Below are 12,612 nucleotides of genomic sequence, written 5' to 3'. Positions count from 1 at the left end.
CTAGAGGAAGATGAATTTCGCGATAAAGATCGCGCACAGCACCCACAGGCTGACGGAAATTTCGCGGTACTTGCCGCTGCCGGCCTTGAGCGCCACGTAAGTGATAAAGCCCAGGGCGATCCCGTCGGCGACCGAGAAGGTCAGCGGCATCATGATCGCGGTGACGATCGCCGGAATGCTGTCGGTGGCGTCGTCCCAATTGATATGGGCCATGCTCGCCATCATCAGCATCGCCACATAAATCAGCGCGCCGGCGGTGGCATACGCAGGAATCATGCCCGCCAGCGGCGCGAAAAACATCGCCGCCACAAACAGCACGCCCACGGTCACGGCGGTCAGCCCGGTACGGCCGCCGGCGGCGACACCGGCGGCACTTTCCACGTAGCTGGTCACCGGTGGCACGCCGACCATGGCGCCGAACACGCTGGAGGCGCTGTCGGCCTTCAACGCACGGGACAGGTTGTGGATCTTGCCGTCGGGGTTGACCAGCCCGGCCCGTTGCGCGACGCCCATCAGGGTGCCGGCGGTGTCGAACATGTGTACAAACAGAAAGGCGAACACCACGCTGATCATGCTCACATTGAATACACCCATCACGTCCATGGCTAACCAGGTCGGTGCCAGGCTCGGCGGGGTAGAGAGGATGCCGTTGTAGTGCACCAGCCCGAGGCCCCAGCCGGCGAGGGTCACGGCGATGATGCTGATGAGGATCGCGCCGAACACCCGGTGGTAGCTGAGGATGGCAATCAGTAGAAAGCAGATGGCCGCCAGCAACGGTGCCGGCTCGTGCAGCGAACCGAGCTTGATCAGGGTGGCCGGGCTGTCGACGATGATGCCGGCGGTTTTCAGGCCGATCACCCCGAGGAACAAGCCGACACCGGCACCCATCGCATGGCGCAGGCTCACCGGAATGCTGTTGAGCAGCCATTCGCGGATGCGCGACAGCGTCAGCACCATGAACAACACGCCGGAGATAAACACCGCACCGAGGGCCGTTTCCCAGGTGTAGCCCATGGTCCCGACCACGGTGTAGGTGAAGAACGCGTTCAAGCCCATGCCCGGCGCCAGGCCCACCGGCCAGTTGGCATACAGGCCCATCAACAGGCACCCCAGCGCGGCAGCGATGCACGTGGCGACAAAGGCGGCGCCGTGATCGATACCGGCATCGGCCATGATGTTCGGGTTGACGAAGATGATGTAGGCCATGGTGATAAACGTCGTGAGGCCGGCGATCAACTCGGTCTTCACTGTGGTGCCATGCACGCGCAGTTTGAACAGGCGTTCGAGCCAGCCGCTGTCGGCGGCGGAGAGGTTCGGCGCGGCGAGGTCCAGCGGGGCTTCGGATTTGCGGCTATCCACAGCAAGTACTCCTCAAGCATTTTATTGTTATGGTCAGCGCGCAGGCGCTGTGAGGTACTGGCGGGTTTGTTGACTGATAGGTCAGGAACTCGCACGAAGCGAATTATGCTTTTGTATACAAAAAAAGCAAATAATGTTTTCGATTGTCTGCGCAAAAAAGGATGAAAGGCTAATTCACCGCACTCAACGCCTGATTGACCGCCAGCCAGCCGTTCACCGCGGCTTCCCCCGCTTCATTGAAGGCGCGCTGCAACAACTTCACCTGTTCGCGGCGCAAGGACTGCTCGAAACGCAGACCTTCGGCGCTCAATTCCAGCAGGCGTTTGCGCTTGTCGGTCTCCGACGCGACGCTTTGCACCAGGTGCATTTCCTGTAATTGGCGCAGCGGCATGTTCAGCGCCTGCTTGCTCACGCCGAGCAATTCCAGCAGTTCCTTCACGCTCAGGCCGGGGTAGCGCGCGATAAAAAATACGATGCGCTGATGCACTCGGCTCAGGCCGCGGCGCTCCAGCATTTCGTCGGCCTTGGCGGTGAACGCCTGGTAGCCGAAGAAGAACGCTTCCATGGCGGTTTGCTGGCTGGTCTGGTTTTTAAGGTCAAGCATATTGACGTATCCACACAAGTCGTCGTAATTTCGGTCAACCAGTTTGACGTATTTCCCACAGGCTTTGCTACCGGTGACCCTATGGCCTTCTCAGAACGTGTTACGCGCCTCAAAAGCTCCTTGATCCGTGAAATCCTCGCGGCGGCCCAGCGCCCGGAAATGATGTCGTTCGCCGGTGGGCTGCCGGCCGAAGCGATGTTGCCTGCGTTGAACTGGGACGACATGCCGGTGAACATCGGCCAATACGGCATGAGCGAAGGCGAGCCGCAGCTGCGTGAATTGCTCGCCGCCGAGGCGCGTGCATTGGGTGTGCCGTGCCAGGCCAGCCAGGTGTTGGTGGTCAGCGGTTCCCAGCAGGCCCTGGACCTGGCGGCCAAGCTGTATATCGACAAGGGCACGAACATCCTCCTGGAAGGCCCGACCTACCTGGCGGCCTTGCAGATTTTCCAACTGTTCGGCGCCGAGTGCCTCACCGTACAACTGGAAGCCGACGGCCCGGACCTGGCCGCGTTGCGCTCACGTCTTGAACGCTACCGCCCGGCGTTCATCTACCTGATCCCGACGTTCCAGAACCCGTCGGCCGTGCGTTACAGCGAGGCCAAGCGCGAAGCCGTCGCGGCGCTGCTCGATGAATTCGACGTGACCCTGATCGAAGACGAACCGTACCGCGAACTGACCTTCGACGGCGGCAGTGCGCAGCCCATCGCCGGCCGCCTGAAAAAGGCCAGTTGGATCTACACCGGCACTGTGTCGAAAACCTTGTTGCCCGGCCTGCGCGTCGGTTACCTGATCGCAAGCCCCGACCTGTTCCCGCACTTGCTCAAGCTCAAGCAGTCGGCCGACCTGCACACCAACCGCGTCGGCCAGTGGCAGGCGATGCAGTGGCTCGGCAGCGAAAAATATCAACAGCATCTGGTCGAGCTGCGTGGTTTCTATCGCGCGCGCCGGGATGCTTTTCAGGCGGCGCTCGAGCGGCATTTCGGCGAATTGGCCGACTGGCAAGTGCCCCAGGGCGGATTATTCTTCTGGTTGACCTTGAAACAGCCGCTCGACACCCGCACCTTGTTGGCTCCTGCGCTCGATCAGAACGTCGCGTTCATGCCCGGTGAACCGTTCTTTTCCGAGCCGGACCAGCACCTTGGCTCACTGCGGCTCAATTTCAGCCATATCGACCCGTCCCGTCTGGACGAAGGTCTCAAGCGCCTGGCCGCGGTGGTCCGTCAAGCACAGCACGCGCGAGCGGCATAAGGGGAGCCCCATGTACAAGGTTTATGGCGATTACAAGTCGGGCAACTGCTACAAGGTCAAATTGATGCTCAACCTGTTGGGCATCCCGTATCAATGGGTGGATGTCGACATCCTCAAGGGCGACACCCAGACCGCCGAATTCCTGGCCAAGAACCCCAACGGCAAGATCCCGGTGCTGGAGCTCGAAGACGGCACCTGCCTGTGGGAATCCAATGCGATCCTCAATTTCCTCGCCGATGGCAGCGAGTTTCTGCCGACCGAACCGCGCTTGCGTACCCAAGTGTTGCAGTGGCAGTTCTTCGAGCAGTACAGCCATGAGCCGTACATTGCGGTGGCGCGCTTTATCCAACTGTACTTGGGGATGCCAGAGGATCGCCTCGACGAATACAAAACCACCCACAAGGGCGGTTACAAGGCGTTGAAGGTCATGGAGCGCCAACTGCAAAGCACGCCGTACCTGGTGGGCGAGCAGTATTCGATTGCGGATATTGCGCTGTATGCCTACACCCACGTGGCGCATGAGGGCGGTTTTGACTTGACGCCTTACCCGGCGCTGCAGGCATGGCTGAAGCGTGTGGCCAGCCATCCCAGACATGTGGCGATGCTCGACTGACTCACTCGGTCAATTGTGGGAGCGGGCAAGCCCCTCCCGCATTTAGCTCAGTGGTGTGTCGGATAATTTTTCATGCAGCAAGTCGAAACAGCGCTGCGCCGCCGGGCTCAGCGCCATCGCGTTGCGACTGATCAACCCGATCTCGCGGTTCACGCCGGGATGATCGATGCTGATGCGCTTCAACCCCTCCAGGCTGTCCGCCGCCGACTCCGGCAGCACACTGATCCCCAAGCCCTGACGCACCAGCGCCAACACCGTCGACATGTAGTTGGCCTCCATCCCCGCGTTCATCGTCAGGCGTGTCTCATCAAATAGCGCTTCGACGTGTTCGCGCACACTGCTGTCGCGCCCGGTCAGGATGATCGGCTGATCCGCCAGTTGCTTCAGGGTCAGCGCTGGATAGCGGGCGAGGGGATGATCCTGCGGTACGAACGCGCACAGCCGATCATTCAATACCGGCACGAACGCCAGCCCGTGGTTCAGCCGTGCGCGCACGCCGATGCCGAAGTCCACCTCGCCCGAGCGCACCTGGGCATGAATGCGATGGGCCACCAGGTCATGCAGGCGCACTTCGATCCCGCCGAAGCGTTCGCGAAACAGGCGCAGCGCGGGCGGCAGGGCGCCGGCGCACACCGAGGGCAGGGCGGCGATGGTCACCACGCCACGACGTAACGCCGCGAGGTCGCGGGAGCCGGTGACGATGTTGTCCAGGTCCAGCAGCAGCTTTTCCATCGGCCCGCGCGCTTCCTGGCCGGCGGCCGTGATGCTGACATGCCGCGGGCTGCGGTCGAGCAGGGCGACGCCGAGCCAGTCCTCGAGTTGCTGAACCTGCACGGTGAGCGCGGACGGCGACAGGTGCAGTTCGTTGGCCGCCTTGGTAAAGCTGCCGGTGCGCGCGACAGCGAGGAAGGCTTGGATGTGTTGGATAGAGTTCTTCATTTTGTTTTTCCGAACGCTAGCGGGTGAATATTCCAATTTACAAAGACTAACGCGTTTCCAATACTCCAGGGAAAACAATAACCGGCCACCAAGGCCGCTCTGGAGTAACCCATGCTCGCTACCCTGGGTGTCATTACCATCCTTTGCTTGCTCGCTGCCGTCATGAGCAAACGCCTCTCGCCCCTGGTGGCGCTGATCGCCTTGCCGATCATCGCTGCGCTGCTCGGCGGGTTCGGCCTGCAAACCAGTGCCTTCATCATTACCGGGATCAAGAACGTTGCCCCGGTGGTGGGCATGTTTGTGTTCGCGATTCTGTTTTTCGGGATCATGACCGATGCCGGCATGCTTGACCCGATCATTGATCGCATCCTGCGCACGGTAGGGACGCGTCCTACACGAATTGTCGTTGGCACCGCGACCCTCGCCTTGCTGGTCCACCTGGACGGTTCCGGCGCGGTGACGTTTCTGGTGACGGTGCCGGCGATGCTGCCGCTGTATACGCGGCTGGGCATCGACAAACGCATCCTCGCCTGCGTCTGCGCGATGGCTGCCGGGGTCAACTTCCTGCCGTGGACCGGCCCGGTGCTGCGCTCGTCGGCGGCGTTGCATGTGCCGGTGGCGGATCTGTTCCAGCCGCTGATCCCGGTGCAGATCGTCGGCCTGATCTTTGTCTTCGCCTGCGCCTGGTGGCTCGGCCATCGTGAAGAAAAACGCCTTGGCCTGGGCGCCGGTTCGACGGTGGATGCCGTGCCGCAACGGGTGCTCAGCGACGACGACATCAAGCTGCGACGCCCACGGCTGTTCTGGGTCAACCTGATGCTCACCGTGCTGGTGATGGTGGTGATGATCGCCGGCTGGGTCGACCCGGTGGTGATGTTCATGCTCGGCACCGTGGTCGCACTGTGCATCAACTACCCGGATGTCGACGCCCAGCGCGCACGCATCGACGCCCATGCCAAGACCGCCCTGACCATGGCCAGTATCCTGCTCGCCGCCGGGGTGTTCACCGGCATCATGCAAGGCACCGGCATGCTCAAGGCGATTGCCGAAGTGGCGGTGGCGCAGATTCCGGCCGGCCACGGCAAGTTGATCCCGGCAGTGGTGGGCTTTATTTCCATGCCGCTGAGCATGTTGTTCGACCCCGATTCCTACTATTTCGGCGTGATGCCGGTGATCGCCGAAGTCGGCAAGGCCCTGGGCGTCGACCCGCTGCAAGTGGCCCAGGCCTCGCTGCTGGGCGTACACACCACCGGTTTCCCGGTCAGCCCGCTGACCCCCGCGACCTTCCTGTTGGTGGGCCTGTGCAAGATCGAGCTGGCCGATCACCAGCGCTTCACGATTCCGTTTCTGTTCGCCGCGTCGGTGTTGATGACCCTGACCGCGTTGCTCCTGGGAGTATTTTGAGATGAAAACCTTGCGCATCGGTTCCGGCGCCGGCTATTCCGGCGACCGCATCGAACCTGCCGTGGAACTGGCCGAACAGGGCGACCTCGATTACCTGGTCTTCGAATGCCTGGCCGAACGCACCATCGCCTTGGCGCAACAGGCACGCATCAGCGATCCGCAGGGCGGGTATGACCCGTTGCTGAGTGAGCGCATGCGCCGGGTGCTGCCCTTTGTCGGTGAGCAGGCAGGTCGTCGGCGCTTGCGCGTGATCACCAATATGGGCGCGGCCAACCCGGTGTCGGCGGCCATTGAAGTGCGGCGCATTGCCAATGAGCTGGGCCTGAGCCTCAAGGTCGTGGCGGTGGTGGGCGATGATGTGCTCGACGTGTTGCGCCCCGAGCAGGTGTTGGATAACGGCCAGACCCTTGGCTCGCTGGGTGCGCGGCTGATTTCCGCGAACGCCTACCTGGGCGTCGACGGCATTCTGCAGGCGTTGCGCGCCGAGGCCGATGTAGTGATCACCGGGCGCGTGGCCGACCCGTCGCTATTTCTGGCGCCGCAGATGTTTGCGTTCGGCTGGGCGGCTGACGATTGGTTGCGCCTGGGGCGCGGCACGTTGGTCGGGCATTTGCTCGAATGCGCGGGGCAGGTCAGTGGCGGCTATTTCGCCGATCCCGGGTTCAAGGACGTAGACGACCTGGCGCGCCTGGGCTTCCCCCTGGCCGAGATCGATGCCGAGGGCAACGCCGTGATCACCAAAGTGAGCGGGTCCGGCGGGCGCGTCAGCCGCGCTACGTGTACTGAACAATTGATCTACGAAGTACACGACCCGGCGGCCTATCTGACGCCGGACGTGACGGCCGACTTTTCCCAGGTGAGCTTTGTCGAGGAAAGCGTCGACCGGGTACGCGCCCAGGGCGCTGCGGGACGGGCGCGGCCGGAACGGTTGAAAGTCAGCGTGGGTTACCTGGACGGTTGGATCGGCGAGGGGCAGATGTCCTACGGCGGGCCGGGAGCTGTCGCACGCGCCGAACTGGCGCGAGAGGTGGTGCTCAAGCGCCTGGAACTGATGGGGGTGAAGATGCAGGACGTGCGCGCCGAGTTGATCGGCATGGACTCGCTGCACGGCCCGCGCAGCCGCGTCGAGCCGTGGGAAGTGCGCCTGCGCGTCGCTGCGCGTTGTGAGGAACGCAGCGAAGCGGTGCGGGTCGGCAATGAAGTGGAAACCCTCTACACCAACGGCCCGTCCGGCGGCGGCGGTGCCAGCAAAAGCGTGCGCCAGGTGGTGGCGGTGGCCTCGTTGTTGTTGCCGCGTGACGCCGTCAACCCGAGGATCGAAGCATGAAGCTGCATACCCTGGCCCATTCCCGCACCGGGGATAAGGGCGACACCTCGAACATTTCGATCATTGCCTATCGCCCTGAGGATTATCCGCTGCTCTGCGAACAGCTCACGGCCGCGCGCGTGGCGGCGTTCTTCGCCGGGCTGTTGGAGCCGGGGGCGGCGCCGGTGCGACGCTATGAATTGCCCAACGTGCAGGCGCTGAACTTCGTGTTGCCGGGGATCTTGCGCGGCGGCGTGACCCGTTCGCTGGCGCTGGACGCCCATGGCAAGTGCCTGGGCTCCGCATTACTGGACATGGAAATCCCCCCTCTGTAGGAGTGAGCTAGCTCGCGAAAATCGTCAACGATAACGAGGGGAACCTGACACCCAGCGGCGTCCTCAGGTTTTTCGCGAGCAAGCTCGCTCCTACAGAGGAGAGGGCGTTTGTCAGGCGGCGGCGAAGCGCTTGTCCAGGTAATCGATGATCACCTTGGAGTCATACATCCAGGTGGTCTGGCCATTCTCTTCGATGCGCAGGCACGGCACTTTGATCTTGCCGCCTTGCTCCAGCAGGGTCTGGCGATCCTGTTCGTTGTTCTTCGCATCCTTCAACGCTACCGGCACATTCAGGCGATGCAGGGTGCGACGGGTCTTCACGCAGAACGGGCAGGCGTGGAACTGATACAGGGTCAGCTCCTTGGCGGCCGCGTTGACCTGCGCTTGCTGCTCGGCGGGGCGCTGCTTTTTGCGTGGACGGGTAATGTAGTCGCCCGCGATGATGACGTGGCCGAGGCCCACTCGAAGTGCTTTGACGAACATGGCTGAAACCTCTTGCCCAGAACAGAGGGCAGCATCTTACTTGATTTGTGGGGGCGAAAAAAAACCGGCGATGAACGCCGGCTTTTTCCTACCCGACCGGTTATTTGATCAGGCTGAGGAATTCGCTGCGGGTCGCCGCGTTTTCGCGGAACTCACCCAGCATCACCGAGGTGATCATCGACGAATTCTGTTTCTCCACACCGCGCATCATCATGCACATGTGCTTGGCTTCGATCACCACGGCCACGCCCAGGGCGCCGGTCACTTGCATCACGGCATCGGCGATCTGGCGGCTGAGGTTTTCCTGGATCTGCAGGCGGCGGGCATACATGTCGACAATCCGCGCGACCTTCGACAGGCCCAGCACTTTGCCGCTCGGGATATACGCGACGTGGGCCTTGCCGATAAACGGCAGCAGGTGGTGTTCGCACAACGAGTACAACTCGATGTCCTTGACCAGCACCATTTCGCTGTTGTCGGAGCTGAACAAGGCACCGTTGGTGACTTCTTCCAGTGTCTGTTCATAGCCGCGGCAAAGGTACTGCATCGCCTTGGCGGCACGCTTTGGCGTGTCGAGCAGGCCCTCGCGGGTAACGTCCTCGCCGAGTTGGCCGAGGATCGCGGTGTAATTCTGTTCCAATGTCACAGAGCGTTATTCCGTATGGGTTCTAGAGGGGTACGGTTTCTGCCTGTACCAATTTTGTACCAATCAGGCTTTGCTCAAGCTTCCCGACTTCGCTCCAGTCTTCACTGGAGTTGATCCATCGGGCGTAAGTCGTCAGCAGCATTTGCACGCTGTGACCGAGCTGATTAGCGATGAACCCAAGGTTCATGCCTGCCATTAAGCACATGGTAGCGTAAGTGTGGCGGCAGTTGTATTGCCGTCTGGCCCTGACCTTCAGCGCGACCAGTGCCGCCTTGAAGTGCTTGTCGGTCACGCTGGCCTGTTGAATGAACTCGAAGTTCTTGGTCGGCGGGAAAACGTAAGGCGACTGTTTATGCTGGCGCCGGCTCTGTTTCGCCCTCAACTCGGCCACGCTCTTGGCCTCCTCAATCGCATTTAGCGCCCGACTGTTCAGCATGACTCGCCGTGTTTCACGCGTTTTCGTGCGCTCCTCGATCTTGTAGTCAGCGACGATTCTGCACACGTTGGCGACACGCCCCTCTGTATCCACCTCGTCCCAGCGCAACGCCGCTATCTCCCCAGGCCGCATGCCGGTATAAAACGCGAACTCAAAGTAGGCCGCGTATACCCGCATTGAACCGGTCAGCACCTCATAAAGGTGCCCGATGATCAAATCCGCCTCCGCTACTGTGAAAGGGTCCACCGGTTTCTTCGCCTTCACAGGCAGTTCAATTGAGCCGACCGGGTTCCTGGTGATCAGCTCATCGTTCACGGCGCACTCGAACATCGTGTGCAGGCGCTGGATCGCCGAGCGCTTTACCGTCGACGACTTCCACGGCGTCTCTCCGGATATTTTCCGGAGCATTGCCGATGTGATCTGGTCGATCGGAAGCAGCGCGAGGTGCGGCATCCAGTAAAGGTTGAGGGATATCCGATAGTTTTTGCGGGTGCCCCCGACCACTTCGCGGCTGTCCAGCCAGGTCTGGGCGTACTCTCCAAACAGTGGAGTCGCGGAGTAGGTGGAATATGTCGAGTTCGGGAAAAGCTCGGCGTAACGCTTATCGTCCATCACGCCGTGCTTGATCAGGCTTATTACTGTAGAGCGTAGATCTGCGGCCGCTTTAATGCCTTTTGGCGTTTGGGAATAGGCGAGGGTCTCGCAGCGCCGGAACTTCCAGGTGAAGCGAATGCGGACTGACTGGCCTGCAAATTCAACGCCGGCGGGCAATCCCAAAGGCTTTCTAGCCATGCCTCATATCTCCTGATGCTGTAGTAAATCTGACCATCGATTTCGTTCCACACCCCTTTCGGGATGATGTTGCGCTGGCGCTTTCCCTGAAGCGCGCGCCGCGTTGTCCCGACCATCTCCGCGAAGTTCTTCTCCGCGATTTTGTCGGACAGGTACTCGACGGGTATCTGCTCTGCTGCTGCCATGACTACCTCCCGCCGCCCACTGTGGGGCGCGCTGTCTTGATGATGTGGATGACCAGGCCGAAGGTGATCAGCATCCAGGCACAGGTGCCGGCGAATGCGCCGAGTAGCGCCTCGGTGGTGCCGGTGCTGAGCAGGTCAGGCCCGAGCCAGATGAACCAGTAGCCGGTGCCGAACAGGTACAGCAGAGCGGCCAGCAGGATCAGGGTGAGTTTCATAGCGAACATGGGGTGTCCTTGCCGCGCTGGGCGGCAGAAGGCTGGTTAGGGTTTGGCTGAATGCTTCGTGAGCATCACCTTCTTCTTGACGATGGCGTCTGCTCGCTTCTGCAGCGCACTCCACTGCTCATCCAGCCGACGCCAACCGGCTTCAATGGCTTTCTCCTTGGAGGTGAACAGGTCCGCCTGGTGGTAGATCTTTCGACTCTGGGCTTGCATCCAGCCGTTCAGGCTGTACATGCCCACGATCTCTACCTTTTTCGGCGCGAAGCCAGCGGTAAGCACCCAGGCCTCGTGGGGGAATTGGTTTTCAGTCATGCACGAATACCTCGCCCGCCGCTCACCGGCAGGAATGTAGGGGGATTGGGGTTACAGCGCCATTTCGGCCTGGGTTTCTCTCTGCCAGATCGGTGAGCTGTTGTGCGACTCAATGCGGTCAGCGATTACGTTTGCGCGCTGGCCGGCGGTCGGTGGGGCATACATGCCGAAGCGACTGATGCTTCCACCGTTTACCGCGGCGTTCGTGCTGTCGGCTGACGCGAAGGGCAGATGCTGGAATATCGCGGGGTCGAGCATCCTGAGGCCGTGGAGGCGACATGCTGGTCGGCCTTGGTCGTCGCAGACAGCGTCCATCGCGGCGCCCATCCGCTTCCACCATGGCCCAGTGCCCGGTGTAGCCCATTGCCCAGAACTGCCAATGGCAACCGTTCGCCAACACCTCGCCAGCCGTTGCAGGCGCTCAGTCGATTCGTGCAGGTGCCAGACGGGTACTCCGCGAAGTTCCTCTGGCCACTGCCTAACAAGGTTGTCGTTGGCCTCTTCGTCGTCGTCGATAACGTCCGGAATGAGCGCCCAAGTGAATCCAGGGTGTCGATGCCAGTCTTCTACCCATCGCGTGTAGCCCTCGACGTCCACCTGACCACCTTTTTTCCACACCGTGAACGCGCCGTTATCGAAAACAAACGATTTGCACACATCGGCGACGATCCCAAGATCGTCCTTGCGCGGGAACGGCACCAGCGCGTGCCGGCCGGCCAGGAACTTTGCCGCATCCTCTCGCTTACCGCCGACAGGCGTGCCGTGGTAATGGATCATCCGCTAAGCCTCACTGTTTCGATCTCGACGCCTTGGTGCGTGGCGATGATGGTTTGGTCACCGCCCAGGGATTCAGCCAGGCGGTCGGCGATCTGCTCATGCCAGCCCTTTTTGATCAGTGCCGTCGCCGCCTTGATGTGCTCGACGTGAATCATGGAGTTCGACCGCAACTCCAGCCGGTAGAGGATCGTTTCGCCGTCGGAAGGGCAGACGGCTGCGAAGGTGTGTCGATAGGTATTCATGGCCTCGGCCCCTTGTAGATAAAGACGTAGGCGAACCAGAGGGTGGCGATCATGGTGTTACCCGCTTGAACTCGACCACCCAGACCCATGGGTTGGCTTCCCAATCACCGCCGACGGATGACCAAAGCAGCTCGAAAGACTTTCGAGGGTCGGCGCTATAGGTCTCGATTCCCTCAACGTGCCACCAGTCACCGAGCTCGGCATGATCGGTGTAGAGCCGGACGCCCTCGGCCTTGGCCTGATCCTCGGTGATGTCCTGCAACCGCTCCACGCGCACGTCGGTGATCTCCAGCAGGATGCGGCTGTCAGCGCGAAACATATGGATGGATGGTCTGTTCTTTCCGTACTGCTGCCCGTCGGCTGCATACAGCACCTGGGAATAGCCGGCCGGTTCTTCTGGGTCGGGTACAAGGCTGTGTGTCTCGCGCACCCAAAGCCGGTCGCCGCGTCGGCCATGTGGGCAAGGTGCATACTGTTCCAGTTCCTTCGCGCACTCTGCTTCGGTCGATCCGAATACGCAGAAGCCATAGCGCGGGTCTCGCTGGCCTATTGCGCTCCAGCGCTGACGATCGCCAATCGGAATGGCGGTGTCCTCGGTAGGGATTTGGAAACCTTTCACTGCCCGCCGCGTGACCGTCTTCCGGCCTTCCAGGACGGCGCGCACCATCGGCGCTGAGAACAGGATGGGGCGTTCTTTGATTGCGCTCATG

Annotated in this window: 16 protein-coding genes and 1 pseudogene; 6 read left to right on the top strand and 11 right to left on the bottom strand. The window is 61.4% G+C overall.

Going from position 1 to position 12,612, the window contains the following annotated elements; all coding sequences use genetic code 11:
• Together AC07W0_RS20115 and AC07W0_RS20110 are read right to left on the bottom strand one after the other, a co-directional pair.
• Positions 1-1,332, bottom strand: a complete 1,332-nt coding sequence (locus tag AC07W0_RS20115) for an NCS2 family permease (RefSeq protein ID WP_167331342.1) — start codon at positions 1,330-1,332, stop codon at positions 1-3.
• 196 nt (positions 1,333-1,528) lie between these two features.
• Positions 1,529-1,963 (bottom strand): MarR family winged helix-turn-helix transcriptional regulator, encoded by a 435-nt coding sequence (locus tag AC07W0_RS20110; protein ID WP_046382563.1) that lies wholly within the window; start codon positions 1,961-1,963, stop codon positions 1,529-1,531.
• A gap of 81 nt (positions 1,964-2,044) precedes the next feature.
• Here AC07W0_RS20110 and AC07W0_RS20105 point away from each other — a divergent pair, with 81 nt between their 5' ends.
• The gene (locus AC07W0_RS20105; protein WP_046483985.1) at positions 2,045-3,211 is read left to right on the top strand and encodes an aminotransferase-like domain-containing protein; all 1,167 of its coding nucleotides are present in this window, start codon (positions 2,045-2,047) and stop codon (positions 3,209-3,211) included.
• A 10-nt stretch (positions 3,212-3,221) separates the two neighbouring features.
• Positions 3,222-3,824: a glutathione S-transferase family protein gene (locus tag AC07W0_RS20100; protein ID WP_017845833.1), complete on the top strand. Its 603-nt coding sequence runs from the start codon at positions 3,222-3,224 to the stop codon at positions 3,822-3,824.
• A 42-nt stretch (positions 3,825-3,866) separates the two neighbouring features.
• Here AC07W0_RS20100 and AC07W0_RS20095 read toward each other — a convergent pair whose 3' ends face one another.
• Positions 3,867-4,763 (bottom strand): LysR family transcriptional regulator, encoded by an 897-nt coding sequence (locus tag AC07W0_RS20095; RefSeq protein ID WP_102618019.1) that lies wholly within the window; start codon positions 4,761-4,763, stop codon positions 3,867-3,869.
• Between the two features lie 111 nt (positions 4,764-4,874).
• On the opposite strand from AC07W0_RS20095, the gene AC07W0_RS20090 reads away from it, so the two are divergent.
• The 4 genes and pseudogenes from AC07W0_RS20090 to AC07W0_RS20075 form a co-directional block, all read left to right on the top strand.
• Positions 4,875-6,167: a CitMHS family transporter gene (locus tag AC07W0_RS20090; RefSeq protein WP_102618018.1), complete on the top strand. Its 1,293-nt coding sequence runs from the start codon at positions 4,875-4,877 to the stop codon at positions 6,165-6,167.
• A gap of 1 nt (position 6,168) precedes the next feature.
• Positions 6,169-7,494 (top strand): acyclic terpene utilization AtuA family protein, encoded by a 1,326-nt coding sequence (locus AC07W0_RS20085; RefSeq protein ID WP_102618017.1) that lies wholly within the window; start codon positions 6,169-6,171, stop codon positions 7,492-7,494.
• Positions 7,491-7,808: an AtuA-related protein gene (locus AC07W0_RS20080; protein WP_102618016.1), complete on the top strand. Its 318-nt coding sequence runs from the start codon at positions 7,491-7,493 to the stop codon at positions 7,806-7,808. The genes AC07W0_RS20085 and AC07W0_RS20080 overlap by 4 nt, the downstream gene beginning before the upstream one ends.
• A 20-nt stretch (positions 7,809-7,828) precedes the next feature.
• Positions 7,829-7,903, top strand: a pseudogene (locus tag AC07W0_RS20075) (outer membrane lipoprotein carrier protein LolA); the annotation flags it as partial.
• Positions 7,904-7,919: 16 nt separating this feature from the next.
• Here the strand turns inward: AC07W0_RS20075 and AC07W0_RS20070 are convergent.
• The 8 genes from AC07W0_RS20070 to AC07W0_RS20035 form a co-directional block, all read right to left on the bottom strand.
• Positions 7,920-8,291, bottom strand: a complete 372-nt coding sequence (locus AC07W0_RS20070; protein ID WP_017845838.1) for a glutathione S-transferase N-terminal domain-containing protein — start codon at positions 8,289-8,291, stop codon at positions 7,920-7,922.
• Positions 8,292-8,391: 100 nt separating this feature from the next.
• Entirely contained in the window at positions 8,392-8,937 is a 546-nt protein-coding gene (gene folE / locus AC07W0_RS20065; protein ID WP_010566419.1) for a GTP cyclohydrolase I FolE, read from the bottom strand.
• Positions 8,938-8,959: 22 nt separating this feature from the next.
• Positions 8,960-10,165, bottom strand: coding sequence for a site-specific integrase (locus tag AC07W0_RS20060; protein WP_102618015.1), 1,206 nt, complete (start codon positions 10,163-10,165; stop codon positions 8,960-8,962).
• 187 nt (positions 10,166-10,352) lie between these two features.
• Positions 10,353-10,574: a hypothetical protein gene (locus AC07W0_RS20055; RefSeq protein ID WP_102618014.1), complete on the bottom strand. Its 222-nt coding sequence runs from the start codon at positions 10,572-10,574 to the stop codon at positions 10,353-10,355.
• A 36-nt stretch (positions 10,575-10,610) separates the two neighbouring features.
• Positions 10,611-10,883: a hypothetical protein gene (locus tag AC07W0_RS20050; RefSeq protein ID WP_102618013.1), complete on the bottom strand. Its 273-nt coding sequence runs from the start codon at positions 10,881-10,883 to the stop codon at positions 10,611-10,613.
• Positions 10,884-10,934: 51 nt separating this feature from the next.
• Positions 10,935-11,660: a hypothetical protein gene (locus tag AC07W0_RS20045; protein WP_102618012.1), complete on the bottom strand. Its 726-nt coding sequence runs from the start codon at positions 11,658-11,660 to the stop codon at positions 10,935-10,937.
• Positions 11,657-11,902 carry a hypothetical protein gene (locus AC07W0_RS20040; protein ID WP_102618011.1) on the bottom strand — a complete coding sequence of 82 codons (246 nt, stop codon included), beginning with the start codon at positions 11,900-11,902 and terminating at the stop codon, positions 11,657-11,659. The genes AC07W0_RS20045 and AC07W0_RS20040 overlap by 4 nt, the downstream gene beginning before the upstream one ends.
• Before the next feature lie 49 nt (positions 11,903-11,951).
• The gene (locus AC07W0_RS20035; protein WP_102618010.1) at positions 11,952-12,611 is read right to left on the bottom strand and encodes a hypothetical protein; all 660 of its coding nucleotides are present in this window, start codon (positions 12,609-12,611) and stop codon (positions 11,952-11,954) included.
• Between the last annotated feature and the right edge of the window lies 1 nt (position 12,612).

Source organism: Pseudomonas sp. GW704-F2, assembly GCF_059423025.1.
This window is presented reverse-complemented; position numbering and strand designations above follow the sequence as displayed.

Bases quoted from the DNA above. Each gene is read 5' to 3' on its own strand.
- AC07W0_RS20110 (WP_046382563.1), bottom strand. From the start codon at position 1,963: ATGCTTGACCTTAAAAACCAGACCAGCCAGCAAACCGCCATGGAAGCG.
- AC07W0_RS20090 (WP_102618018.1), top strand. From the start codon at position 4,875: ATGCTCGCTACCCTGGGTGTCATTACCATCCTTTGCTTGCTCGCTGCC.
- AC07W0_RS20040 (WP_102618011.1), bottom strand. From the start codon at position 11,902: ATGAATACCTATCGACACACCTTCGCAGCCGTCTGCCCTTCCGACGGC.
- AC07W0_RS20070 (WP_017845838.1), bottom strand. From the start codon at position 8,291: ATGTTCGTCAAAGCACTTCGAGTGGGCCTCGGCCACGTCATCATCGCG.
- AC07W0_RS20095 (WP_102618019.1), bottom strand. From the start codon at position 4,763: ATGAAGAACTCTATCCAACACATCCAAGCCTTCCTCGCTGTCGCGCGC.
- AC07W0_RS20100 (WP_017845833.1), top strand. From the start codon at position 3,222: ATGTACAAGGTTTATGGCGATTACAAGTCGGGCAACTGCTACAAGGTC.
- AC07W0_RS20045 (WP_102618012.1), bottom strand. From the start codon at position 11,660: ATGATCCATTACCACGGCACGCCTGTCGGCGGTAAGCGAGAGGATGCG.
- AC07W0_RS20050 (WP_102618013.1), bottom strand. From the start codon at position 10,883: ATGACTGAAAACCAATTCCCCCACGAGGCCTGGGTGCTTACCGCTGGC.
- AC07W0_RS20080 (WP_102618016.1), top strand. From the start codon at position 7,491: ATGAAGCTGCATACCCTGGCCCATTCCCGCACCGGGGATAAGGGCGAC.
- AC07W0_RS20035 (WP_102618010.1), bottom strand. From the start codon at position 12,611: ATGAGCGCAATCAAAGAACGCCCCATCCTGTTCTCAGCGCCGATGGTG.
- AC07W0_RS20055 (WP_102618014.1), bottom strand. From the start codon at position 10,574: ATGTTCGCTATGAAACTCACCCTGATCCTGCTGGCCGCTCTGCTGTAC.
- AC07W0_RS20060 (WP_102618015.1), bottom strand. From the start codon at position 10,165: ATGGCTAGAAAGCCTTTGGGATTGCCCGCCGGCGTTGAATTTGCAGGC.
- AC07W0_RS20105 (WP_046483985.1), top strand. From the start codon at position 2,045: ATGGCCTTCTCAGAACGTGTTACGCGCCTCAAAAGCTCCTTGATCCGT.
- AC07W0_RS20085 (WP_102618017.1), top strand. From the start codon at position 6,169: ATGAAAACCTTGCGCATCGGTTCCGGCGCCGGCTATTCCGGCGACCGC.